Origin of the sequence: Mesorhizobium sanjuanii, from assembly GCF_002529485.1 — a bacterium.
Taxonomy (GTDB): domain Bacteria; phylum Pseudomonadota; class Alphaproteobacteria; order Rhizobiales; family Rhizobiaceae; genus Mesorhizobium; species Mesorhizobium sanjuanii.
Map to the genome: position 1 here is coordinate 22,770 of NZ_NWQG01000022.1, position 23,375 is coordinate 46,144.

The 23,375-nt window shown below is 63.6% G+C and carries 19 protein-coding genes; 11 read left to right on the forward strand and 8 right to left on the reverse strand.

What is annotated here, in order from left to right; all coding sequences use genetic code 11:
* Positions 1 to 36: 36 nt before the first annotated feature.
* The 3 genes from CN311_RS04635 to CN311_RS04645 all read right to left on the reverse strand — a co-directional run bounded on the left by CN311_RS04635 (position 37) and on the right by CN311_RS04645 (position 4,917).
* Entirely contained in the window at positions 37 to 519 is a 483-nt protein-coding gene (locus CN311_RS04635) for a DUF992 domain-containing protein (RefSeq protein WP_097572216.1), read from the reverse strand.
* Positions 520 to 604: 85 nt separating this feature from the next.
* Positions 605 to 3,754 (reverse strand): efflux RND transporter permease subunit, encoded by a 3,150-nt coding sequence (locus CN311_RS04640; protein ID WP_097572217.1) that lies wholly within the window; start codon positions 3,752 to 3,754, stop codon positions 605 to 607.
* On the reverse strand, positions 3,751 to 4,917 hold the full coding sequence (locus tag CN311_RS04645) for an efflux RND transporter periplasmic adaptor subunit (protein WP_097572218.1): 1,167 nt from the start codon (positions 4,915 to 4,917) through the stop codon (positions 3,751 to 3,753). The genes CN311_RS04640 and CN311_RS04645 overlap by 4 nt, the downstream gene beginning before the upstream one ends.
* A gap of 79 nt (positions 4,918 to 4,996) precedes the next feature.
* Between CN311_RS04645 and CN311_RS04650 the strand changes: the two genes are divergently transcribed.
* Both CN311_RS04650 and CN311_RS04655 read left to right on the forward strand, forming a co-directional pair.
* Positions 4,997 to 5,218 carry a cysteine rich repeat-containing protein gene (locus tag CN311_RS04650; RefSeq protein ID WP_097572219.1) on the forward strand — a complete coding sequence of 74 codons (222 nt, stop codon included), beginning with the start codon at positions 4,997 to 4,999 and terminating at the stop codon, positions 5,216 to 5,218.
* Positions 5,219 to 5,377: 159 nt separating this feature from the next.
* Positions 5,378 to 6,481 carry a calcium:cation antiporter gene (locus CN311_RS04655; protein ID WP_097572220.1) on the forward strand — a complete coding sequence of 368 codons (1,104 nt, stop codon included), beginning with the start codon at positions 5,378 to 5,380 and terminating at the stop codon, positions 6,479 to 6,481.
* A gap of 96 nt (positions 6,482 to 6,577) precedes the next feature.
* Here CN311_RS04655 and CN311_RS04660 read toward each other — a convergent pair whose 3' ends face one another.
* Both CN311_RS04660 and CN311_RS04665 read right to left on the reverse strand, forming a co-directional pair.
* A complete protein-coding gene (locus CN311_RS04660; RefSeq protein WP_097572221.1) occupies positions 6,578 to 7,390 on the reverse strand; it encodes a hypothetical protein in 813 nt (270 codons plus the stop codon).
* A 58-nt stretch (positions 7,391 to 7,448) separates the two neighbouring features.
* Positions 7,449 to 8,747, reverse strand: a complete 1,299-nt coding sequence (locus CN311_RS04665; RefSeq protein WP_097572222.1) for a coiled-coil domain-containing protein — start codon at positions 8,745 to 8,747, stop codon at positions 7,449 to 7,451.
* A 463-nt stretch (positions 8,748 to 9,210) separates the two neighbouring features.
* Between CN311_RS04665 and CN311_RS04670 the strand changes: the two genes are divergently transcribed.
* Positions 9,211 to 9,651, forward strand: coding sequence for a lipid-binding SYLF domain-containing protein (locus CN311_RS04670; protein WP_097572223.1), 441 nt, complete (start codon positions 9,211 to 9,213; stop codon positions 9,649 to 9,651).
* Positions 9,652 to 9,678: 27 nt separating this feature from the next.
* Here the strand turns inward: CN311_RS04670 and CN311_RS04675 are convergent, their stop codons facing one another.
* The gene (locus CN311_RS04675; RefSeq protein ID WP_097572224.1) at positions 9,679 to 10,587 is read right to left on the reverse strand and encodes a hydrogen peroxide-inducible genes activator; all 909 of its coding nucleotides are present in this window, start codon (positions 10,585 to 10,587) and stop codon (positions 9,679 to 9,681) included.
* Positions 10,588 to 10,716: 129 nt separating this feature from the next.
* Between CN311_RS04675 and katG the strand changes: the two genes are divergently transcribed.
* Positions 10,717 to 12,915 (forward strand): catalase/peroxidase HPI, encoded by a 2,199-nt coding sequence (gene katG / locus CN311_RS04680; protein ID WP_097572287.1) that lies wholly within the window; start codon positions 10,717 to 10,719, stop codon positions 12,913 to 12,915.
* A 70-nt stretch (positions 12,916 to 12,985) separates the two neighbouring features.
* On the opposite strand, the gene CN311_RS04685 is transcribed toward katG, so the two are convergent.
* The gene (locus CN311_RS04685; protein WP_097572225.1) at positions 12,986 to 13,663 is read right to left on the reverse strand and encodes an MIP family channel protein; all 678 of its coding nucleotides are present in this window, start codon (positions 13,661 to 13,663) and stop codon (positions 12,986 to 12,988) included.
* A gap of 267 nt (positions 13,664 to 13,930) precedes the next feature.
* Here CN311_RS04685 and CN311_RS04690 point away from each other — a divergent pair, with 267 nt between their 5' ends.
* The 5 genes from CN311_RS04690 to guaA all read left to right on the forward strand — a co-directional run bounded on the left by CN311_RS04690 (position 13,931) and on the right by guaA (position 18,593).
* On the forward strand, positions 13,931 to 15,220 hold the full coding sequence (locus CN311_RS04690; RefSeq protein WP_097572226.1) for an RsmB/NOP family class I SAM-dependent RNA methyltransferase: 1,290 nt from the start codon (positions 13,931 to 13,933) through the stop codon (positions 15,218 to 15,220).
* 72 nt (positions 15,221 to 15,292) lie between these two features.
* Complete coding sequence (locus CN311_RS04695) at positions 15,293 to 15,745, forward strand: TspO/MBR family protein (protein WP_097572227.1); 453 nt, start codon at positions 15,293 to 15,295, stop codon at positions 15,743 to 15,745.
* A gap of 86 nt (positions 15,746 to 15,831) precedes the next feature.
* Entirely contained in the window at positions 15,832 to 16,290 is a 459-nt protein-coding gene (locus CN311_RS04700; RefSeq protein ID WP_097572288.1) for a PaaI family thioesterase, read from the forward strand.
* Between the two features lie 4 nt (positions 16,291 to 16,294).
* Positions 16,295 to 16,960, forward strand: coding sequence for a 5'-methylthioadenosine/S-adenosylhomocysteine nucleosidase (locus CN311_RS04705; protein WP_097572228.1), 666 nt, complete (start codon positions 16,295 to 16,297; stop codon positions 16,958 to 16,960).
* 55 nt (positions 16,961 to 17,015) lie between these two features.
* Positions 17,016 to 18,593, forward strand: coding sequence for a glutamine-hydrolyzing GMP synthase (gene guaA, locus CN311_RS04710; RefSeq protein WP_097572229.1), 1,578 nt, complete (start codon positions 17,016 to 17,018; stop codon positions 18,591 to 18,593).
* A 464-nt stretch (positions 18,594 to 19,057) separates the two neighbouring features.
* Here the strand turns inward: guaA and CN311_RS04715 are convergent, their stop codons facing one another.
* A complete protein-coding gene (locus tag CN311_RS04715; protein WP_097572230.1) occupies positions 19,058 to 20,176 on the reverse strand; it encodes an NAD(P)/FAD-dependent oxidoreductase in 1,119 nt (372 codons plus the stop codon).
* A 116-nt stretch (positions 20,177 to 20,292) separates the two neighbouring features.
* Here CN311_RS04715 and CN311_RS04720 point away from each other — a divergent pair, with 116 nt between their 5' ends.
* Positions 20,293 to 21,198, forward strand: a complete 906-nt coding sequence (locus CN311_RS04720; RefSeq protein WP_097572231.1) for a LysR family transcriptional regulator — start codon at positions 20,293 to 20,295, stop codon at positions 21,196 to 21,198.
* 90 nt (positions 21,199 to 21,288) lie between these two features.
* Positions 21,289 to 23,373 carry a hydantoinase/oxoprolinase family protein gene (locus CN311_RS04725; RefSeq protein WP_097572232.1) on the forward strand — a complete coding sequence of 695 codons (2,085 nt, stop codon included), beginning with the start codon at positions 21,289 to 21,291 and terminating at the stop codon, positions 23,371 to 23,373.
* Positions 23,374 to 23,375 lie beyond the last annotated feature (2 nt).

The window sequence follows — 23,375 nt, forward strand, 5'->3', positions numbered from 1 at the left end:
GAGGAACGCGAGCGCGAAGGTCGGGTCAACCGCGGACTAGTTTGCCGCGGTCAGTTCAACCTGCTCTACCCCCGCCGCGATGTTGATACCGGTCTCGCCCTCGACTGCGAGCGGTTGAAGCGCAAAGGCTTTCTCGGTTCCGCCAAGCAGGGCATCGGCGCCAACTCCAAGACCCACGGCCGCTTCCGCGTCGACGCCATCATATTTTCCGGTCAGCAGGCCATTGTCCTTTGCCGTCGAGCCGCTGACGACGGCCCATATGAGATGGCCTTCTTTCACCTCGCCAAGTTCAATGCCGAATTCGTGGATCGAGCCGGTGTAGTTTTCCGTCGTGCCGTCAGTCCGGGTGAATACGCAGGTCATTGTCTGTTTGCGCTCAATGATCTCGCCGATGCCGGTCGAGGTGTCGCATTTCAGGATGCCGACCTGGGCGTTCACCGCCCAGGCCGGCATGGTCGCGATGAACAGAAATGACGCGCCCGCAAGCGCGAAGATGCGGAAGACGGAGTGGAAAAGCATGTCGGATTTTCCCTGATTGAGGTTGCGAAACTGATGCGTCGATAAAAGATGGTTCTCCCCGGCCGGCGCGGCGATTTTGCCTTGCCTAGCCGGGAAGCGTGGATGGGACCTCCCGCTTCGTCTTGCGCGCGGCGCGCCATTCCTCGAACCGTTGCAGGATGACGAAGAAGGACGGCACGAACAGAACGGCGAGGCAGGTCGAGGCGATCATGCCGGAAAAGACCGTGATGCCGATCGACTTGCGTGCGCTGGCCCCGGCGCCTGTCGCCACCACCAACGGCGCGACGCCGAGGATAAAGGCGAAGGATGTCATCAGGATCGGGCGGAAACGAGCACGCGCCGCCTCGATAGCCGCTTCGACGATCGGTCTACCGGCGGCGCGTAGCTCCCGCGCCACCTCGACGATCAGAATCGCGTTCTTGGCGGACAGCGCGATCAGCAGGATCAGGCCGATCTGGACATAGAGATTGTTGTCGATGCCGAGGCCGTTGAGGACCAGGACCGGGCCGACCAGCGACAGCGGCGCGGCAAGCAGGATCGAGATCGGGGCCAGCCAGCTCTCATATTGGCCTGCGAGCACCAGATAGACCAGGAGCAGCGCCAGGCCGAACACCAGATAGATCTGGTTGCCGACGAGCTTCTCCTGGTAGGAGAGCGCCGTCCAGTCGTAGCCGGTGCCGGGCGGCAATGTGTCGGCCGCGACCCCTTCCATCAGCTTTATCGCGTCGCCCGACGAGAAGCCTTGCGCCTGCACGCCGATGATCGATGCCGAGGGATAGAGGTTGTAGAGGCTGATCAGCGAAGGTCCGACGCTTGGCGTGATCGTCAGCAATGTCCCGAGCGGGATCATGTCGCCGCTCTGGTTGCGCACGCTCAGGCGGGCGATATTCTCGGGCGTCAGGCGGAATTGCGCATCGCCCTGCACATAGATCTGGAACACCCGCCCGAACTTGTTGAACTGGCTGACATAAGTCGAGCCGAGATAGCCGGCGAGCGTCTGGAAGACCTGGTCCGTGGTCAGCCCCAGGGTTTGCACCTTCTCGCGGTCGATCTCGACCGTGTATTGCGGGACGTTGGCGCGGAACGGCGCCGATACGCGCTGGATGCCCGACTGCGTCTGGGCAGCCCTGGCCACCGCCTCGACCGCGCCCTGCAGCTTGGCGAGGTCGAAGCTGCCGTCACGCAGTTCGACCTGCATGGTGAAGCCGGCGGCGTTGCCGATGCCCTGGATCGGTGGTGGCGGCAGCACCAGCACGGTGCCGTCAGCCATGCCGGACATATTTTTGTTGAGCGTGGCGTAGAGCGAGGCAAGATCCTCGCCCTTGCCGCGCAGGCTCCAGTCCTTGAGGATGATGTAGGCGACGCCCGCGTTCGCCAGCGTCGAGTTGTTGTCGAGCGCCGAGATGCCGGCGATCGTCACCACCTGATCGACGCCTGGCGTTGCCTTGGCGATCTTCGAAACCTGTTGCAGCGTTTCCTGCGTACGGCCAAGCGCGGCGCCGTCGGGCAGCTGAACCGCGGCGAGCATGTAGCCCTGGTCCTCGATCGGGATGAAGCCGGTGGCCACCCGCGCTATGCCATAGCCCGCCGCACCGATGATCAGCAGCGCAACGATCCCCATCACCGTGCTGTGACGCACCATGGAGCCGATCAGGCCGGCATAACGGTTCTCCATGCGCTGGTAGACCGCGTTGAAGCCGCGAAAGAAGAAATTGCGCTGCTCCGGCGGCACCGGCCGCCTCAGCCAGGTCGCGCACTGCGTCGGCTTCAGCGTTGCCGCGTTGATGGCGCTGATTATGGCGGTTGCCGCAATAACCAGTGCGAATTGCGCATACATTTGCCCCGTGAGGCCGGGCAGAAATGCCGCCGGCAGGAACACCGCCATCAGCACCAGCGTGATGCCGATGATCGGCCCGAACAGCGCGTTCATGGCGGCAATCGCCGCGTCGTGGCCCGACATGCCCCGCTCCATATTGTGGGCGGCTCCCTCGACCACGACGATGGCGTCGTCGACGACGATGCCGATGGCAAGCACGATGGCGAAAAGGGTCGACAGATTGACCGAGAAGCCGAGCGCGGCCATCGCCGCGAACGCCCCGATGATCGTCACCGGAACGGTCGTTGCCGGCACCAGCATCGCCCGCCAGTCCTGCAGGAAAAGCAGGATGACGATGAGCACCAGGACGGCGGCTTCGATCAGCGTCTTGTAGACCTCGTGGATCGCCTGGCTGACGAAAATCGTGGTGTTGAAGGGGATCGAGTATGCCAGTCCCTTCGGGAACTCGCCCGACAGATCCTTCATCCTGGCCTCGACCTTGCCGGCCACATCGAGCGCGTTGGCGCCCGGCGACAGGAAAACGGCCATCCCCGCCGCCGGCTGGCCGTCGAGATTGAAGAATTGCCCGTAGGTCTGGGCGCCGAGCTCGACCCGGCCGACATCGCGCACGCGCGTCATGTCGCCATTGGCGCCGGTCTTGACGATCACGGCGCCGAACTGGTCGGGATCGTCAAGGCGGCTGGACACCTCGACCGTGTACTGGAAGGACTGGCCGTCCGGCGCCGGCGGCGCGCCCATCTGTCCCGCGGTGACCTGCTCGCTCTGCTGCCCCAGTGCCTGGACGACGTCCTGCGTAGTGAGGCCGCGCGCCTGCATCTTCTCCGGATCGAGCCAGACGCGCATGGAATACTGGCCGGCGCCGAACACATTGACATTGCCGACTCCCGGTATCCGGGAGAGCTCGTCCTTCAGCCGGATGGTTGCGTAATTGGCGAGATAAAGGCTGTCATATTGCGCGTCCGGCGAGGTCAGCGTGACGATTTCGAGGATCGAGGTCGACTTCTTCTGAACGGTGACGCCCTGCACCTGCACCGCCTGCGGCAGCCCCGCGAGCGCCGAGGACACCCGGTTCTGCACAAGCACCTGCGCCTGGTCGAGATCGGTGCCGATGGCGAAGGTGACGGTGAGGTTGTAGGTGCCGTCCGATGCAGCATAGGACTGCATGTAGATCATGCCCTCGACGCCGTTGACCTGCTGCTCGATCGGTAGCGCCACCGTGTCGATCACCGCGCGCGCGCTGGCGCCCGGATAGCGGGTCGTTACCGAAACGGTCGGCGGCACCACATCGGGATACTGCGCCACCGGCAGGGCAAACAGCGAGATGACGCCGATGAGGACCATGAGGATGGCGATGGCATTGGCCAGGACCGGCCGCTCGATGAAGAATTTGGAGATCATTTTGCCGCGCCGTCCGTGGCGGCCGCTTCCAGTTTCTTCTCCTGCGGTTCGATCTTCTGGCCAGGCACGGCCGTCAGCAGGCCGGAGACAAGGACACGGTCATCCGGCGCGACACCTTTGGTGATGACACGCAACGTTCCGACCAGTTGACCGATCTCAACCGGCCGCTGCTCGACGACATCGTCCTTTCCGGCGACGAGCAGGTAGCGCCCTTTCTGGTCGCTGCCGATCGCCCGGTCGGGAACGAGCAGCATGTCCGGCTCTTCGCCCAGCGGCACGCGCACGCGCACGAAATAGCCCGGCAGCAGCTGCCGGTCTTCATTGGGCAGCACGGCGCGGACCGCCAGCGTGCCGGTGGCGGCCGTAACCTCTGGCGCGGCATAGTCCAGCATTCCCTGGTGGGGATAACCCGTCTCGTCCTGCAGGCCGACCTCGACCGGTATTTTCTTGAGGTCCTGCGCGGTCATTCCACGCTTCGCCATGGCGGCGCGAATGCGCAGCACATCCTGCTCCGAGACATTGAAATTGACATAGATGGGCGCGAGCTGAACGATGGTCGCCAGCGTGGTGGCGCTGCCGGCGCCGACCAGCTGCCCGATCGAAACCTCGCGGGAGGTGACGGTGCCCGCGAACGGCGCCTTGACCTCGGTGTAGCTCAGATTGAGCTGAGCCTGCTTGACGTCGACCGCGCTCTGCTTCTGCTTGGCGATGTCGACGTCCGCCGCGGCGGCGGACTGATCGAGGGTCGCTTGCGAGACGAACTTCTGGGACAGCAGCTCCTGCTGCCGTTTCAGGTCGGCGCCGGACTGCTTCGCGGCGGCATCGGCTGAACCCTGTCCGGCCTGGGCCTGTTCGAGCGCCAGCTGGTAGGAATCCTGCTCGATCAGGAACAGCCTTGTGCCGGCCTTGACCTCGTCGCCATCCTTGTAGTCGATCTCCTGAAGGAAGCCCGAGACGCGCGCGACCAGCGGCGTGGTGTTTATCGCAGCAGTGCTGCCGGTGGCCTCGAGATAAGGGGTCACGTTCTGCTTGACCGGAAGCGCCACGTCGACCTTCGGCGGCGGCGGCGGTACGTATGCGTTTTGCTCGCTGCATGCGCACAACAGTAGTGTAACAGCGAATAGGCCTGCCGCAGGCGCTCTTTTCCCCGCCACGAAAAGCATGTTTCCCCTCTATATACTTCCCTGTGTTTACCGCATTATATGAAAGTGCGCTAATCTACATATTTGAGGGGAGTTTGTCATGCGGATTGCGTTAAGCCTGCTTTTCCTGGCAACCCAGATGGCGGCCACTGCGGCGCTGGCGCAGACGGCGTCCGAGCGCGAGGCCTGCGAGGCGGACTACAAGAAGTTTTGCAGCGGCGTGCAGCAAGGCGGCGGCCGCATCATCGCATGCCTGTCCGGTCATATGAGCGAACTGACGCCGGAATGCCAAAAGGTCGTCAAGGCGAACACGCCCGGATAGGATCGCTGCGGCACGATCTTTCCGGACCCGGGATGATATCACTTCGAAACTATCGGACGCCGGCGGCGAGGCCTGCGGGCGTAGGGTAGGGAGTGGTCGCAGCGAGACAGATGTGCTCCAAATAGATTTTCCGCAAGAGCACAAGCGCAAGTGGCTGCAATGAGTGGTTTCACAAGATCGGCGGTTTCCTATGCGATGCCGTTGGCCGCTCTCGCTGTGGCCATCGCGGTAAGGGCCAGCGGGCTGTCGGTAGACCAGGGTTCCATCAACCTGAGGATCCTTGTCGGAGCGATTTCGAGCGCGATCATGTTCACCACCATCTTTGTGGTGCTCGACCACGCCGAGGCGGTGGCGCGTCGGGTAGGGGAGCCCTACGGCACCTTGGTGCTGACCATTGCCGTGACGGCCATCGAAGTGTCGATCATCGTGTCCATGATGTTGCATGGCGAGAACAACCCGACGCTTGCACGCGAATCCGTCTTCTCGACGGTGATGATTACATCCACCGGCGTTGTCGGTGTGTGTCTGACATTTGGCGGTTGGCGGCATCGCACGCAGGCAATCGTGCGCCAAGGGACCAGCGCCTATCTGGCGGTTCTGATCGCGCTGACCGTCACGACGCTTATCCTGCCGACCTACACGCAAACTTCGGATCCCGGCACATTTTCGGCGGCCCAGCTTGGCTTTGTCAGCGTACTTTCGGTGCTGCTTTATGCGGGTTTTCTGTTCGCGCAGACTGTCCGCCACCGGGACGATTTCATCGAAGGGCCGGCACACGGCGTTTCGACGCGAGCCGACCCGCATGAGAGCATCCTCATAGGCGTTCTGCTGCTGGCAATCGGTCTGATCGGCATTGTCATGCTTGCCGAGCAAGTCGCCGCAAGCATTGAGGATACGCTCGTTGCCTACCAGGTGGGCCAGGCCGACGCCATTGTGGGGGCATTGATCGCCGGCCTCGTCTTGATGCCGGAGTCCGTTTCGGCGATTCGTGCCGCCCTCAACAACGAGCTGCAGCGCGGTTTGAATGTCGCGATGGGTTCGGCCTGCGCCACAATTGGTTTGACCATCCCGGTTGTCGCAGCCGCCAGCCTGTTGACGGGAAGGGGCCTGACGCTGGGCATTCCCGCGGCTGACACCGTACTTTTGATCTTGGCGCTTTTCATAAGCAGTGTCAGCTTCAGCAACGAAAGAACGACGTTCCTGACCGGCCTGGTCCACCTTGTCGTCTTTTTCACCTATGTGTTTTTGATCTTTGTTCCGTGAAGGTCTTCGTGCGAGTTGGCAATCGGTGACCCGATGCGTGTGGCGATAGTAGCGGAACTGGGGCAGAGTGCCGTGTGTCCCTTTACAGACTTGGAACTATATTATTGCGGTGACCCTGCCCGCCGTGAGGCGACAACCGACCTTCGCCTGCCGGACTTCGATACCGCCTTTTCTTGCGTAGTCTATTCGCACCTGGATCGGCGCCATGAGTGCACGCCGACCTTGGCGCAACGCACCCGCGCTTACCGCACGGACACGAACGGCGCCAAGCGGCTTTGCGGCGGAAATGATCGCTGCGCGGCAGGCTTGCACGACCGCGGCAGGCGTACCGGGTATCGCCTTCAGGGGTCCCACGGATCCAAACGGATAGCCCAGGGTCGAGTTACCCCGGCCTGTACGGGAAGGCCTGAGGACGGATGGCAGAGAGATCGATTGCCTGGTGGTCTTGGCGGGCACAATGGCTTTCGTGACGGCGGGTGGACTAGCGGCAACCGATTTATTGGCGGACGGATCGGCGCCCACACCAATTCCCGCTGAAACGCTTCCGCTGGTGTTGCTTGGATTGTTGCTGGCATTGGAGCCCACGCCGCTGCTGGCCGAAACGCTTCCGCTTGTGCTGCCGACATTGCCACTAACGCCTGCGTCGACTGATCCTGCGCCCACCGAAGCGCCAACGTTTGCTCCACCCACACCGTCGACGCTCGCGCCCGCTCCCACAGATGTGCCTTGCGAACCGACGCTCACTCCAGCACCGACCCCGAGACCGCCAACGCTCACGCCTGCAGACACGCCTTGCGAACCGACGCTCACCCCACCACCGATCCCGCTACCGCCCAAACCTGCGCCCAGAGCCGAGGCAGGGCCGATCGCAATCCCGATCGTCAACGCGGCAGCCACATATTTTTTCATTTTGATACTCCTGTGCGGCATACATTCAGCTCCTTCGTCGGCACCGGCGCAGCTCGCGCTAGTTCAGTGGGCGCGTTGGGAGCAATGGTGCGGGAAGTTCGATGGCCAGCACCTCAAGTTGCGGCGACTTCCGGTACTTCACTTTCTGTTTTTTCTGCGAGCGCGGTTTATGGGCTGGCTGCGCGCCCGAATTCGACAATGCAATTGCACTCGCGGGGGTACCTGCTTTCAGCGTGCGCTCCGCAGCGGCTCGACGCTTGTCCTTGACGATCGATTTACGCGCGGCACTGAGGCTGCGGGCCAAACCAGTAGCCCTTTCACGCTCCTGATCCAGCGCCGCACTCAATTCCATTGAGTTCTGCTTCAAGGCATCGCGGTCCCGGCGAACAATGTCGAGGTCGCGTTCAGCTGAATCTGCCCGTTCGCGCTCCAGCGCGAGTCTTTCTCCAGCTTGCTTTGAAGCAGCCTCGGCTACCTGGCGGTCTTTTACGGCGTTGGCCTGCTCGCCCGCGGCCAGATTTGCGCTTTTCTGGAGAGCATCGATGGTTTGACGCGCCGTGGCGAGTTCCTGCTTGAGAGCCTCAACCTCCTGGCGCTCAAGCGCTTGCCTGGCGGAAGCCTGAGCAGCTTCCTGATTTGCGCCTGTCTTGAGAGCGTCGATGGTGTGACGCGCCGTGGTGAGTTCCTGTTGCAGGACCTCGACCTTCCGGCGCTCTTCAAGCGCTTGCTTGGCGGAAGCCTGAGCGGTTTCCTGATTTGCGCCTGTCTTGAGAGCGTCGATGGTTTGACGCGCCGTGGTGAGTTCCTGTTGCAGGACCTCGACCTTCCGTCGCTCGTCATCAAGCGCCTGCTTGGCGGAAGCCTGGGCGGCTTCCTGATTTGCGCCTGTCTTGAGAGCGTCGATGGTTTGACGCGCCGTGGTGAGTTCCTGTTGCAGGATCTCGACCTTCCGGCGCCCGTCATCAAGCACTTGCTTGACGGAAGCCTGAGAGGCCTCCATTGAGGTTTGCGCTTCAGGCACGGCGCCTTTCGTGCTGTCCAAGAGACTGGCTGTCGTCTTCAGATTTTCGATAACACGATGCGCCGTCTCCAGACTATGCGCGAGCGCTTCGTCCCTTCGCTGCTGTGCTTCCAGGGCCTCTGCCTGCTTGGCCAACTCCCCTCGTGCTGCGGCCAGTTCGCGGCGCAAGGCTTCCTCGGATTCGAGTGTGCCAGGTTGCGCCTTGCCCGGCTCTTTCTCGATATCGGTGCGGTCCGAAACTGCGACCGACGCGCTGTCGTTCGCCGTGGCAACCGATGACGCTTCCGGCGCCAACTGGCTGTTTGCCGGAGAAGCCAACAGCAGAATGAGCACCAACGAAACGAGATATGGCAGAGCGTTACGCCCCCTGTTACATAGCTCGTGAAGTAAGGTCAAAGGACTCGATTTAATAAAGGTGAAGTCACAGCGGAGACACTTTGACCTGGGACTCTGCACATGACTCATTCCTGAACCTCGCTGACCGCGGCCCTCACCGCTATTGTATTCTCCATTACCGCACGCCGCGGCGTTGGATGCCGCGCACCTAAAGGTTATCTTCTATCTCCTGGTTTTCGTCATTCGAACGAACGAAAATTTCGTTCTTCCGAAAGGCTGCGTTCTCAATGCCACAGCCGACACCACTGGTTCGCCATGACCTCGTTTCGTAGCGGTCGTCTCCAGCCGGTTTCAGGCCGCGTGCTTGGAACCAATTATGGGCGAGACTGTTCAGCTATGATTTTGATACGACGCTGACGTGCCCGGCCGGCTGGGGAAAGCGGCAATCCAAGGAGTTCTCATCATGAAGATTTCGTCCAGATTTCGTTCGGTCGCGGTTGGCGTTATCGCCGCCGCGGGAGTTGGCTTTGCCAGCACTGCGTATGCCGATAGCGGCACCATCCGCTTCGCCGTCTATAAGGCAGCCTTCTTCATCGGCGGCTCCGGTGGCGAGGGCACGCTGACCTTCCATGGCCGCCGATATCCCATCTCGGTCGGCGGCATCTCGGGCGGCCTCGCCTTCGGGGCCTCCAAGACCTATTTCCGAGGCACTGTGCGCCACATCCGTCGCGCCCGGGATGTGGCCGGGGTGTACGGTGCAGCGGGCGGTGGCGGCGCGCTTGGCAAAGGGGCCCAGGTGATCGTCATGACCAATGACAAGGGCGCTCAACTCGAACTCACAGGCAGACAGGTTGGCCTGCAAGTCAACGCAGATCTTAGCGGTATGAGCATCTCGCTGAAGTAAGAGCCGAATGGCGGCTCCGTTGACGCCTCAAGGCGTCAACACCGCCGCATCCAGCCCGCGAATGATCTTCGCCAGTTCCACACACTCGTCGTGCCGCGCCTTGTTGCGTCGCCATGCGAGACAAATCGTGCGTTGCGGCATCGGCTCCTGGAACGGCACGATCTTGAGATCCGGCATGACGCTGGCCGGCCTTGTTGCCATTTCCGGGATCAGCGTGACGCCGAGCCCGTGCGCCACCATCTGCAAGAGCGTCGTCAGGCTGGTGGCGCCGTAGCTTGCCATCGCCACCGGACGCACGCTGCCGCAGACGGCGAGCGCCTGCTCGCGCAGGCAGTGGCCTTCCTCCAAGAGCATCAGCCTTTCCAGCGCCGGACTTTCCGGCGGCACCGGCGGCGAGGCGAATGCGGGATCGCCGGCCGGCACGGCGAGGAAAAACCGGTCGCGGAACAGCTCTTCGCTGACCAGTCCGGGTTGATCGAGGGGCAGGGCGGCGATGAAAGCGTCGAGCCTGCCCGACGCGCTGTCCTCGATGAGCGATGCGGTCACCGCTTCGCGCAGTTCGAGTTGCAAGGCCGGAAAATGCCGTTTCAATTCCGGCAGCGCATGCGGCAACAAATAGGGCGCGACCGTCGGGATGATGCCCAGCCGGAAGCGCCCTTCCATGGCCGGGCGGCCGCGCCGGGCCGTCGTCTCGACGTCACGGATATCGGCGAGAATGCGCTCGATGCGGGGCTGCAAGGCCAGCGCTTCGTCAGTCATCCGCACCAGCTTGCCGCCACGCTCGAACAGTCGGCAGTTCAGCTGCTGCTCCATCCCGGCGATCTGTGAGGACAGCGCCGGCTGGCTGACGCCGGCAAGTTTGGCGGCGCGGCCGAAATGCAGCGTCTGCGCCAGCGCCTCGAAATACCGCATCTGCCGGACCGTGAGGCCTATCATAAGAAAAACCTATCGGAAAAAACAGGAAAGGCAATTTGTTTTTATCGGCGATGCGGCCTAGTCTGGAATCATTCCAGAATGGCGCGGCCGCTGGGCCTGCCTGGAAAACTCATGAAATCGGAGACGAAAATGGACGCTCAAACCGACGATCCCAGCACGGGCAAATGCCCGGTCGTGCACACAACCATCGCCAGGGCCAACCGCGACTGGTGGCCGAACCAGCTCAATGTCCAGGTTTTGCACCAGCAGTCCCCGCTGTCCGACCCGATGGGCAAGGCGTTCGACTATGCCGAGGAGTTCAAGAGCCTCGACCTGAACGCCGTGATCAAGGACCTGCATGCGCTGATGACGGACTCGCAGGACTGGTGGCCGGCCGACTTCGGCCATTACGGGCCGCTGTTCATCCGCATGGCCTGGCACAGCGCCGGCACCTACCGCATCGGCGACGGCCGCGGCGGCGCCGGAGCCGGCCAGCAGCGCTTTGCGCCGCTGAACAGCTGGCCGGACAATGTCAACCTCGACAAGGCCCGCCGGTTGCTTTGGCCGATCAAGCAGAAATACGGCCGCAAGATCTCCTGGGCCGATCTGATGATCCTCACCGGTAACGTGGCGCTGGAATCGATGGGCTTCAAGACCTTCGGTTTTGCCGGCGGCCGCGCCGACGTATGGGAGCCCGAACAGGACATCTACTGGGGCCCGGAAGGCAAGTGGCTGGCCGACGAGCGCTACAGCGGCGACCGCGATCTTGAGAACCCGCTTGCCGCCGTGCAGATGGGTCTGATCTACGTCAATCCGGAAGGCCCGAACGGCAATCCGGATCCGCTCGCCGCGGCGCGCGATATCAGGGACACCTTCGCGCGCATGGCCATGAACGATGAGGAGACAGTCGCGCTCATCGCCGGTGGACACACTTTCGGCAAGACCCATGGCGCCGGCGACGCGTCGCTGGTCGGCGTCGAGCCGGAAGGCGCCGACATCGAGCAGCAGGGTCTCGGCTGGGCAAGCACATTCGGCACCGGCAAGGGTGGCGATGCGATCGGCAGCGGCCTGGAAGTGACCTGGACGACGACGCCGACGAAGTGGAGCAACAATTTCTTCGACAATCTGTTCGGCTTCGAATGGGAGCTGACCAAGAGCCCGGCCGGCGCCCATCAGTGGACGCCGAAGGGCGGCGCCGGGGCCGGCACCGTTCCGGATGCCCACAGCCAGGCCAAGCATCACGCGCCCTCGATGCTGACCACCGACCTCGCCCTGCGCTTCGATCCTTCCTACGGGACGATCTCGAAGCGCTTCCACGAGAACCCGGATCAGTTCGCCGACGCGTTCGCGCGCGCCTGGTACAAGCTGACCCATCGCGACATGGGCCCGCGCGTGCGCTATCTCGGCCCGCTCGTTGCCAAGGAAGAACTGCCCTGGCAGGACGTCATCCCGGCGGTCGACCATGTCCTGATCGACGAGCAGGACGCTGCGGCGCTCAAGGCTGAGATTCTGGCGTCCGGCCTTTCGGTGCCGCAACTGGTCGCGGCAGCCTGGGCTTCGGCCTCGACGTTCCGTGGTTCCGACAAGCGCGGCGGGGCCAACGGCGCGCGTGTTCGATTGGCGCCGCAGAAGGATTGGGCCGTCAACCAGCCGGCAGAGCTCGCCAAGGTGCTCGACAAGCTCGAAGCGATCCGGAAGGCATTCAATGCCTCGCAGTCCGGCGACAAGAAGGTTTCGCTTGCCGACCTGATTGTTCTCGGTGGCAGTGCCGCCATCGAGAAGGCCGCGAAGGACGGCGGAAACGACGTCAAGGTTCCCTTCACGCCGGGGCGCATGGACGCTTCGCAGGAGCAGACCGACATCCACTCCTTTGCGCCGCTGGAGCCGATCGTAGACGGCTTCCGCAACTATGTCAGCGGCAAGCTGCGGCTGACTGTCGAGGAGGCGCTGGTCGACCGGGCGCAATTGCTGACGCTGACGGCGCCGGAAATGACGGTTCTGGTCGGCGGCCTGCGCGTGCTCGGCGCCAATGTTGGGCAATCCAAGCACGGCGTCTTCACCAGGCGGCCGGAAACGCTGACCAACGACTTCTTCGTCAACCTGCTCGACATGGGCACGGAATGGAAAGCGACGTCGGACGCCAAGGACGTGTTCGAGGGCCGCGACCGCAAGACCGGCGAAGTCAAGTGGACCGGCACCCGCGCCGATCTCATCTTCGGTTCGCACTCGCAACTGCGCGCTCTCGCCGAAGTCTTTGCGACGGCGGACGCGAAGGAGAAGTTCACCAGGGATTTCGTGGCGGCGTGGACCAAGGTGATGAACGCCGACCGCTTCGACCTCGCGGCCTGACCCAGGCACTTGATGTAATAAAAAAGGCGCGGGCCGTGGCCCGCGCCTTTTTGTATTCAGGCTTCGAAAATCAGTCCTTCTCGAAAATGCGGGCCTTGGCGACGACGCCGGCAATGGCGCCGCCGATTAGCGGTGCGACGATGAACAGCCAGAGCTGGCTGATCGCGGCACTTCCCGAAAACAGCGCCGGCCCGATCGATCGGGCCGGATTGACCGACGTGCCGGTGACCGGGATCATGGCGAAGTGAATCCCGGCCAGCGTCAGGCCGATGACCAGCCCGGCGAAAGCGGTCGTATGCTTGGCGCTGGTGACGCCGAGGATCACCGTCACGAAGGTGAAGGTCCCGATCAGCTCCCACAGGAACGCCGAGCTGACGCCCCATTTCGTCGTATCCCAGCCATTGGCGCCGAAGCCGCCGGTGTGTCCGCCGACCTGGCCTGAGACGATGATCCACAGCGCCAGCGACGCGATGATGGCGCCGATGATCTGCGCGATCCAGTAGGGGATGACGTCCTTGGCCGGCATCCGGCCGGCAAGGAACACGCCGAGCGTCACCGCCGGATTGAGATGCGCGCCCGAGATCGGGCCGATCGCATAGGCCGCCGCAATAAGGCCGATGCCGAACGCCAGACCGATGCCTTCCTGGCCCAGCGGCAGCGCGCCGCCGAAGCCGCCCGTCACCACCGAAGCGGTGCCGATGAACACGAGTAGAAATGTACCCAGAACTTCCGCCAGATAAGTCTTCATTGCCCTCTCCTCGTAATTTCCCGTCGATCCGCTTGCTGTTCTTGGCGAATCACGCAGCGGAAGACTATCGCAACCTGGAAAGTTTGAAAGCACGAGCGTTGCGCCAGCCGGCGCGCTTGTGCGCTCCAGCCGTGCACTGTAGAGCGCGCAGGGAACGCTCCACGCCCCGCGCCGTGCCTTTCCGAAAATCGTTCCGATTTCTGGGCTGATGCGATAGAGCAGGGCCGAACGCAATTTGCCGACAAGGCCAAACAACGGAAATAAAAAATGCGATTGGGAGGACGTCTGGCGGCGGCCATTGAAGTGTTGGAGGACATTAGCCGGCGCCACCGTCCGGTGGCCGACGCGCTGAAGGACTGGGGGCTGTCGCACCGCTTTGCCGGCGGCGGCGACCGCGCGGCGATCGGCAACATCGTCTATGATGCGCTGCGCCGCAAGCGCTCAGCCGGCTGGCTGCTCGGCGAGGACACGCCACGCGCCATCGGCTTCGGCGCGCTGCTGCTCGAATGGGACCAGACGGCGCAGTCGCTGAACGGGGCGCTCGACGGCGACAAGTTCGCGCCGCCCTTGCTCAGCGACGGCGAATTGAAAACAGTCGCCGAGCGCCGGCTTGCCGATGCGCCGGCCGTGGTGCGGGCCGATATCCCTGATTGGTGCGAACCGCTTTTCGAGCGCGCCTTCGGCGCGAACTGGGTCGGTGAGGGCGCCGCACTTGCCACCCGCCCGCCGCTGGACATCAGGGTCAACACGCTGCAGGCCGATCGCGCCAAGGTGCTGGCGGAACTGACGCAAACCGGCGCGAAAGCCGCCGACATCGCGCCGCACGGCATCCGTATCCCGCCGATCGACGGCGATGGCAGGCACCCGAACGTGCAGGCCGAACCGGCCTTCCAGAGAGGCTGGTTCGAGGTCCAGGACGAGGGTTCTCAGATTGTGGCGGCGCTTGCCGGCGCCGAGCCTGGCATGCAGGTTCTCGATTTTTGCGCCGGCGCCGGCGGCAAGACGCTGGCGCTGTCGGCGGCGATGGGCAATACAGGCCAGGTCTTTGCGTATGACGCCGAGAAGGCGCGGCTGGCGCCGATCTTCGACCGCGTTCGCCGCTCGGAAAACCGCAACGTCCAGATCGTCAGCAGGCCGGCGGAACTCGCTCCTCTCGAGAACCATATGGACATCGTTCTGGTCGATGCGCCCTGCACCGGCAGCGGCACCTGGCGGCGCCGGCCCGATGCCAAATGGCGGCTAACGCAGAGACAGCTCGATGCCCGCAAGGCCGAGCAGTCTGCGATCCTCGACGATGCCAGGGCCTTCGTCAAACCCGGCGGCCTGCTTGTCTACATCACCTGCTCGGTCTTCGACGAGGAGAATGGCGACCAGGTCGCGGCCTTCCTGGAGCGTCATGACAGCTTTGTCCCGGTCGATCACCGCGCGCTTTGGGACAGTCGCCTTCCCGGCCACGCGGCTGCCGCGCGCATTGGGGCCGCGGGCGGCATCTCGCTGTCGCCGCTGCTCAGCGGCACCGACGGGTTCTATCTCTGCGCGCTGCGTAAGGCTAGCTGACACCGCGGTTGACATTCCACGCCAGTGCTCCAGTTCGGAGGTGGCGGCGCTGAAGCCGCTAAGGGGCCTTGCTTGCAAAAATACCTGTCGCTTTTTCTTTTCCTTGTTCTGGTGCTGGGCGGGGGCTTGCTAATCGGCTACGCGACCTTACCGGGCGAATGGTACGCGTCCCTGGTGAAGCCGCCCTTCAATCCACCCAACTGGATTTTCGCGCCGGTCTGGTCGCTGCTCTATGTAATGATCGCCATAGCTGGCTGGCGAGCATGGCGGTGGAATCCGGCCAGCCCGGCGATGAAGATCTGGGGTGCCCAACTGGCCTTGAATTTCCTCTGGTCACCGACCTTCTTCGGCGCCAAATTGATGGGGCCGGCTCTTGTCGTCATTGTCCTGCTTCTGGTCAGCATCATTGCCTTCATCATCCGGGTCTGGGATCGTGAGCCACTTTCCGGCTGGTTATTCGTGCCATATGCGGCATGGGTCGCTTTCGCGACCTTGCTCAACGCGTCTATCCTTTGGTCGAATTGATATGCCTTTGTTGCAGTGCAGCAAAAGCGATTGCCTGTCGTACGCGCCTCTGCAATAAGCTTCCCTGAGGTGTGAAAGCAATGGCCATGGCAGCAAAGATCGTACCCGCCCCCGACTATGAGGACCGCGTCAGGACGTCCTTCGCGCGCCAGAAGGCCATGATGACCATCGGTGCCGAACTGACGCTGGTGACGCCCGGCATCATCGAGATCGAGATGCCCTATTCGGCGGCGCTGACCCAGCAGCACGGCTTCCTCCATGCCGGCGTCATTTCGACGGCGCTGGATTCGGCCTGCGGCTACGCGGCGTTCTCGCTGATGCCGGAGAATTCCAGCGTGCTGACCATCGAGTTCAAGGTCAACCTGCTGGCGCCGGGCCGCGGCGAGCGTTTCCTGTTTCGCGGCTCGGTGACCAAGCCCGGCCGCACCATCATCGTCGCCGACGGCCAGGCGTATGCCTTCGCCGCCGACGGCGAGGCCAAGCTGATCGCCACCATGACCGGAACGATGATGACGGTGGTCGGGCGTGATGGCATTGAAGGGTGAGCCGATGGGCAACGCCGTCCGGATCGCGGGCAGGGACGTCCTCTTCGTCATGGCCGCCGAAGCCGAATACGGTCCGCATCTCAAGCGACTGTTCACGCCTGTGATGACAGGGGTGGGACCGGTCGAGGCGGCAGTCAGGCTCGGCGCCGAACTGTCCTGGCTGAAGTCCGGGAAGGCGCTGCCGGACCTCGTCGTATCGCTCGGTTCGGCTGGCAGCCGCACGCTCGAACAGACGGAAATCTACCAGGCCGCATCGGTCGCCTATCGCGATATCGATGCCTCGCCCTTGGGCTTCGAGAAGGGCGCGACGCCGTTTCTCGACCTGCCGGTGACGGTGCCGCTGCCGTTCAGGATTCCAGGCATTCGGGAGGCGACGCTGTCGACCGGTGGTGCGATCATTTCCGGTGGCGCTTATGATGCGATCGCCGCGGACATGGTCGACATGGAGACCTTTGCCTGCTTGCGCGCCTGTCAATTGTTCGGCGTGCCGCTTGTCGGGCTGCGCGGCATTTCCGACGGCGCTGCCGACCTGAGGCATGTCGGCGACTGGAAGGAATATCTCCACGTCATCGACGAGAAGCTGGCCGATGCCGTCATGCGGCTCGACCATGCGATCGGATCGGGCGCACTTCAGTTTGATTCATCGCGTGAAGATGCGGAATCGGATTGAGAGAGACGTCTCGCAACCCATTGCGCCGACTCATTTCTTTCTCTAAACGCTCGCCATGAAGACAGCCAATCACCCCGACACCGTCCTGCCCAATACCGTCCTGATTGTCGATTTCGGCAGCCAGTTTACGCAGCTCATCGCCCGCCGCATCCGCGAAGCCGGCGTCTTTTCAGAGATCGTGCCCTTCCAGTCGGCCGAAGCGGCCTTCAAGCGCATCAATCCGAAAGCGGTAATCCTGTCGGGCGGCCCGGCCTCGACGTCGGACATTGGCAGCCCGCGCGCGCCGCAGATCGTCTTCGACGCCGGCGTGCCGGTGCTCGGCATCTGCTATGGCCAGATGGCCATGTGCGTGCAGATGGGCGGTGTCGCCGAAAGCTCCGACCATCGCGAATTCGGCCGCGCTTTCGTCGAGATCGAGAAGGACAGCCCACTGTTCGAGGGCCTGTGGGCGCCCGGCCAGCGCCATCAGGTGTGGATGAGCCATGGCGACCGCGTCATCTCCTTGCCCAAGGGCTTCGAGGTGCTCGGCAAATCGGAAGGCTCGCCCTTCGCCATCTTCGGCAATGTCGAGCGCAAAATGTACGGCATCATGTTCCACCCTGAGGTGGTGCACACACCCGACGGAGCAAGACTGCTGCGCAACTTCGTCCACAACATCGCCGGCATCGAGGGCGACTGGACGATGCGCGCCTACCGCGAGCACGCCGTCGAGACGATCCGCAAGCAGGTCGGCAAGGGCAAGGTGATCTGCGCGCTGTCGGGCGGCGTCGATTCTTCGGTGGCGGCACTGCTGATCCACGAGGCGGTCGGCGACCAGCTCACCTGCATCCTCGTCGACCACGGACTGATGCGCAAGGACGAGGCGGCGGGCGTGGTGGCGATGTTCCGCCAGCACTACAATCTGCCGCTGACCCTGGTCGACGCCTCGGATCGGTTCATCTCGGCGCTGGAGGGCGAGGCCGACCCCGAGAAGAAACGCAAAACCATCGGCCGGCTGTTCATCGAGGTGTTCGAGGAAGAGGCGAAAAAAATCGGTGGCGCCGATTTTCTGGCCCAGGGCACGCTCTATCCCGATGTCATCGAAAGCGTCTCCTTCACCGGCGGCCCGTCGGTGACCATCAAGTCGCATCACAATGTCGGCGGCCTGCCCGAGCGCATGAACATGAAGTTGGTCGAGCCGTTGCGCGAACTGTTCAAGGACGAGGTCAGGGCGCTCGGCAAGGAGCTCGGCCTGCCCGACAGTTTCATCGGCAGGCACCCGTTCCCGGGTCCAGGTCTCGCCATCCGCTGCCCCGGCGGCATTACGCGCGAAAAGCTGGAGATCCTGCGCGAGGCCGACGCCATCTATCTTGATGAGATCCGCAAGGCCGGCCTCTACGACGCCATCTGGCAGGCCTTCGCCGTGCTGCTGCCGGTGCAGACCGTAGGCGTCATGGGTGACGGCCGCACCTATGAATTCGTCTGCGCGCTGCGCGCCGTCACCTCAGTCGACGGTATGACCGCGGATTTCTACCACTATGACATGGCGTTCCTGGGTGCTGCCGCTACGCGCATCATCAACGAAGTGCGCGGCATCAACCGCGTGGTCTACGACGTGACGAGCAAGCCGCCCGGCACCATCGAGTGGGAATGAGGGGCAATCGGTACGACAGTGCAGGAATGGCAGCCCGCTTCGCTCTCCGTTTTTCACTGTGAGTCATGTCTTCGAGTGTATCCTGCGCTCCTCCCTAACCATTTGGTGGATCTGATACGTCGCCGCTTCTGAAGTAAATCCCGCCCAGCTTCGCAAGGAGCTTTGGCGTACCAAGGCTTGCAAATCGGCGGGTCAGAAAGGACCGAACGGGAGACGCGAACTACGGCGAGAGCATTTCCGTGTTGCCGACGTCGGCATTTGGGCATGATGCCTTGATGGCGAACCACGTGCACCTGACAGTCCTCTCTTTGTCACGACCACTGGCACTTTTTTGAGTTCGGATACTCAGTCGGAATAGTTCCTGTCTCCCGTTGGAAGGAACTCGCAGCGAGTGTGCGGGTGGCCGGGACCGAGCTCCGACGACGCGCCCAAATCTCACTACGCCTCTGTTCTTTTCCGCTCGTTCAGGCGGCGCTGCCGAAGCGATCGATCCTGAAATCATCGAGCGGCGTTTCGCAACGGTCGGTCGTGATGAGCTCGGCCATGGCGTCGCCCACGCCCGGACCAAGCTGGAAGCCATGTCCGCTGAAGCCGAAGGCGTGGAACAGGCCTGGCGTCGTTGCCGAGCGCCCCATCACCGGCAGCATGTCCCTGATATAGCCCTCGCAGCCGGACCACGTGCGGATCACCGTGACCCGCGCGATCGCCGGCAGCAGCCGCGCGACGGCGCGCAATTGCAGGGGAAGACGCATGGGGTCGGCGACCGCATGGCCTGGATCGAGGTTCACCGATACCCTTTCGGCGGCGCCGCCGAAAACGATGTTGCCCCGCTCGACCTGACGCAGATAGGCGCCATGGTCCTTATTGCGCGTCCAGATGCCGACCACCGGCAGAATCCGATGCGGCAGCGGCTCGGTCACCCCCATCTGCGGACCCCGGGCGTCGAGCGGTACCTCTTCGCCGAACTGTGCAGCAATGCGCGCGCCCCAGGCTCCGGCGGTGTTGAGTAAGCAGTCGGCAGCGAACGCACCTTTCGAACTGGCGACAAGGAAACCGGAACCCGTGTAAGTGATCTTTTCGACCTCGGCTCCCTCGATGATTTGCGCCCCCAGTTTGCGAGCCGCCCCGGCAAAGGCGGGTGCGATCAGTCGCGGATTGCCGCTGCCGTCCTGCGGAGAGAATGACGCGGCGATCGCGTCAGGGCCGAGGCCGGGAAACCGGGAACGGATCTCACGCGTGCCGAGTTCTTCCAGCTCGAGCTTCCACGGCCGCGCGGCTTGGGCATAGGCCCGCATGTCGGCAAGGCTTCCTTCATCGAAGATCAGCCTGACATGACCGGTGGCGCGGAATTCGACGTCGCGGCCAAGCATCTTTTCAGCTTCGCCCCACAGCCGGAGCGAGCGATGGGCCAGCGGAAGCTGCGACAGATGGCGCCCGGTGCGCCGGATGTTGCCGAAGGACGCGACGGTTGCCCCGGTACCGATCCGGTTGCGATCGATCAGCGTCACGCGTGCGCCGCGCCGGGCGAGGAAATAGGCCGAAGCCGTCCCCATCAGCCCGCCGCCAAGCACGATCACATTCATAGTCGTTCCCTAGCGCAGAGCGGCTGATCCTTGGATGCACCCATCTTGTCGGCGCCACGGCATTGCGTCAAAGATGGGTTTGGACAACAGCCATAAGCTTAACCTATGGAGTGGCAATGCGGGCTCGTCAGCTCGAAGTGTTCATCGCCGTCATGCGCGCGGGCACCGTGACCGCCGCGGCGCGGATGCTGAACATCTCCCAGCCCGCTTTGAGCCAGCTCGTGATCCACACCGAGGACGAACTCGGCTTCACGCTGTTCGAGCGGGTGAAGGGCCGGCTGCGGCCGACCCCGGAGGCGCTCGAGATCTTCGCCGATGCCGAGCGGTTGTCAGCGGGGCTGGAGGGCCTTCGCCGCAGGACCACAGACTTGCGGCTTGGCCGGACGGGTCTGGTGCGGGTCGCGGCCTCGCCGCCGCCTTCCATGGCCATCTTGGCGCGCGCCTTCACCGAATTCCGGGCGCAGCATCCCGACATTTTGCTGCGCTCCCACATGGCGCCGATCGCCGCGATCGTCGACATGCTGCGCGCCGGCGATGTCAGCCTCGGCGTTGCCTTGGACGACCGGCTGCCTCTCGATATAGAGGCGGAGGTGATCGGCAGCGTCGGCTTTGCTTGCCTGCTGCCCGCCGGGCATGCATTGGCCGGGAAGACCGAACTGACGCTCGCCGATCTCGCCGGCGAAGAGTTGATATCCTATCGCGCAAACACCCGCCCCGCCGACGAACTGGCCCACGCTGCCCGCGCGCAAGGTGTGGTGCTTTCGCCATCGCTCGAGATCGACGTCTCCATCTCGGCAGTCGGCTTCGTCCAGGCCGGCCTGGGTGTCGCGCTCGTCGACGCGCTGCTGCCATGGCACCAGTTTGCCGGGCTTGCCGTCAGGCTGCTCGCGGCGGGGCCGGAATTTCCGATCGCGCTGCTGACCTCGCGCGCACGGGCTCTTTCGCGGGCCGATGAGATGATGCGCGACCAGATCCGCGCGGCCTGTTCCGCCGTGCTGGGCGGTGACAAGGCAAAGGCATAAGCAAGACTTATATCCTCCTCCATCATACGTCTTGGACCTCTCCCACCCGGCCATGCCAGCTTCCCGCATGCAGACAGGAAGGGACGCGGCATGGACGGTGCCATCGCTTGCACGGCGGATGAGGCTCAAAACGAAGCCGACTGGAAGGTCGGCGTCGACATTGGCGGCACATTCATAGATTTCTGCGCGCTTGAAGCCCGCTCCGGTCGCGTCGCTTCGCTGAAAGTGCTGACGACGCCGGAAGATCCGGGTGCCGAACTGATGACGGGCCTCGCCCTCCTGGCCGAACGCGAAGGCTTTGATCCTGCCCGTATGACGCGCTTCGTGCATGGTACGACCGTCGGCATCAACACCATCATCCAACGCAAGGGCGCACCGCTGGCGCTGTTCACCAATGCCGGTTTCGAGGACGTCATCGAACTGGCGCGGCTTCGCATGCCGGACATGTATTCGCTGTTCTGCTCGCGGCCGGACCCGCTGATCTCGCGCGACATGGTTTTCGGCATTCCGGCCCGCATGCGTGCCGATGGCAGCGAATCCCGGGCGCCGGACATGGCGGCGGTGGAAAGGGCGGTGGCAGCGGCGAAAGCCAACGGGGCGCAAGGCATCATCGTGTCCTTTCTGCATTCCTGGCGCAATGCCGCCCAGGAAGCCAAGGTGAAGGCGACGATCACGCGTTTTGCGCCCGACGTGTTCGTCTTCTCCTCGGCCGAGGTGTGGCCGGTCATCCGCGAATATGAGCGCAGCTCGACCGCCATCCTCAATGGCTATGTCCATCCGCGCGTCTCAGGCTATCTGACGGCGCTGGAAGAGCGCCTGAAGGAGCACGGCGTGCCGGCACGCCCCATGCTGACGAAGTCGAACGGTGGGCTGATGAACGCCGCCGAAGGCAAGCGCGCCTGCGTCAACATGCTTTTGTCGGGAACGGCCTCCGGCGTCATCGGCGCGTCGTGGCTGGCGCGGCAGGCAGGCGAACACAAGGTTCTTACCCTCGATATCGGCGGCACCTCGGCCGACTTCGCGCTTATCATCGGCGGCGAGGCGCAGTTCGGCACCGGCGAACTGATCGGCGAATTTCCGCTCCATATCCCTTCCGTGTCGGTGAGCTCGATCGGTGTCGGCGGCGGCTCGATTGCCAGTGTCGATGCGCAGGGTGTGCTGCGGGTGGGACCGGAATCGGCCGGTTCGACGCCAGGACCGGCCTGCTACGGCCGTGGCGGCGAGAGGCCGACGGTGACGGACGCCATGGTGGTGTGCGGATGGCTCGGTCACAGCCAGATGGCCTATGGCCAGCTCAGCATCGATACCGGTCTGGCGCATCGTGCGGTCGGCGAGCTTGCCGCCCGGCTCGTCCGCCCGATCGAGCAGACCGCGCAGGCGATCCTCGACATCACGGTGTCGGAGATGTTCGTCGAGGTCGAGAAGCTTGCCTCGCGTGCCGGCGTCGACTTGCGCGATTTCACGCTGATGCCTTTCGGCGGCGGCGGCCCGATGCTGGGCGCCTTCCTTGCCCGCGAACTCGGCATGAAGCGTGTCATGGCGCCGCGCCGGCCCGGCGTGGTGTCGGCGCTGGGCGGGCTGGTGGCGGACCTGCGCGGCGACTTCATCCGCACCATCTTCAGCCCGCTGTCGGGCGCGTCGCTTGCCGGAATTCGCGAGGCTTTTGAGGCGCTGGCGCGTGAGGGTCGCGACTGGCTTGCGGCGCAGGGGCACGATGCGGCGGCGGAGCTCAGTCTCACCTGCGACATGCGCTATGTCGGGCAGAGTTATGAGATCGAGGTCGTTCTTCTGCCGGAATGGCTGGCGGACGGCAATGTGGCTGCCATCGAGCAGGCCTTCCACCTCACCCATGAGCGGCTCTACGATTTCCACGACCCGGAGGGCGAGATCGAACTTGTGAATGTCCGGCTATCGGCCATAGGCGCAGGGCCGAAACTCTCCTTTCCGGAGATCGACGAGGTCGATGCTCCGGCCATTCCGGCGCGCCGGCTCCCCGTCTACACGGGCGTGAGCGTCGAGACCGTCGACCTCCACGACCGGCAAGCCCTCGTGCCGGGCAGTGCGCTCCACGGGCCTGCCGTGGTCGTTCAGGAAGACACCACCTTCGCCATTCCCGCTGGCGCGCAGGCAAGGGTCGACCGCCATCTCAACCTTCTGCTCACCTTCGCGGAGTGACG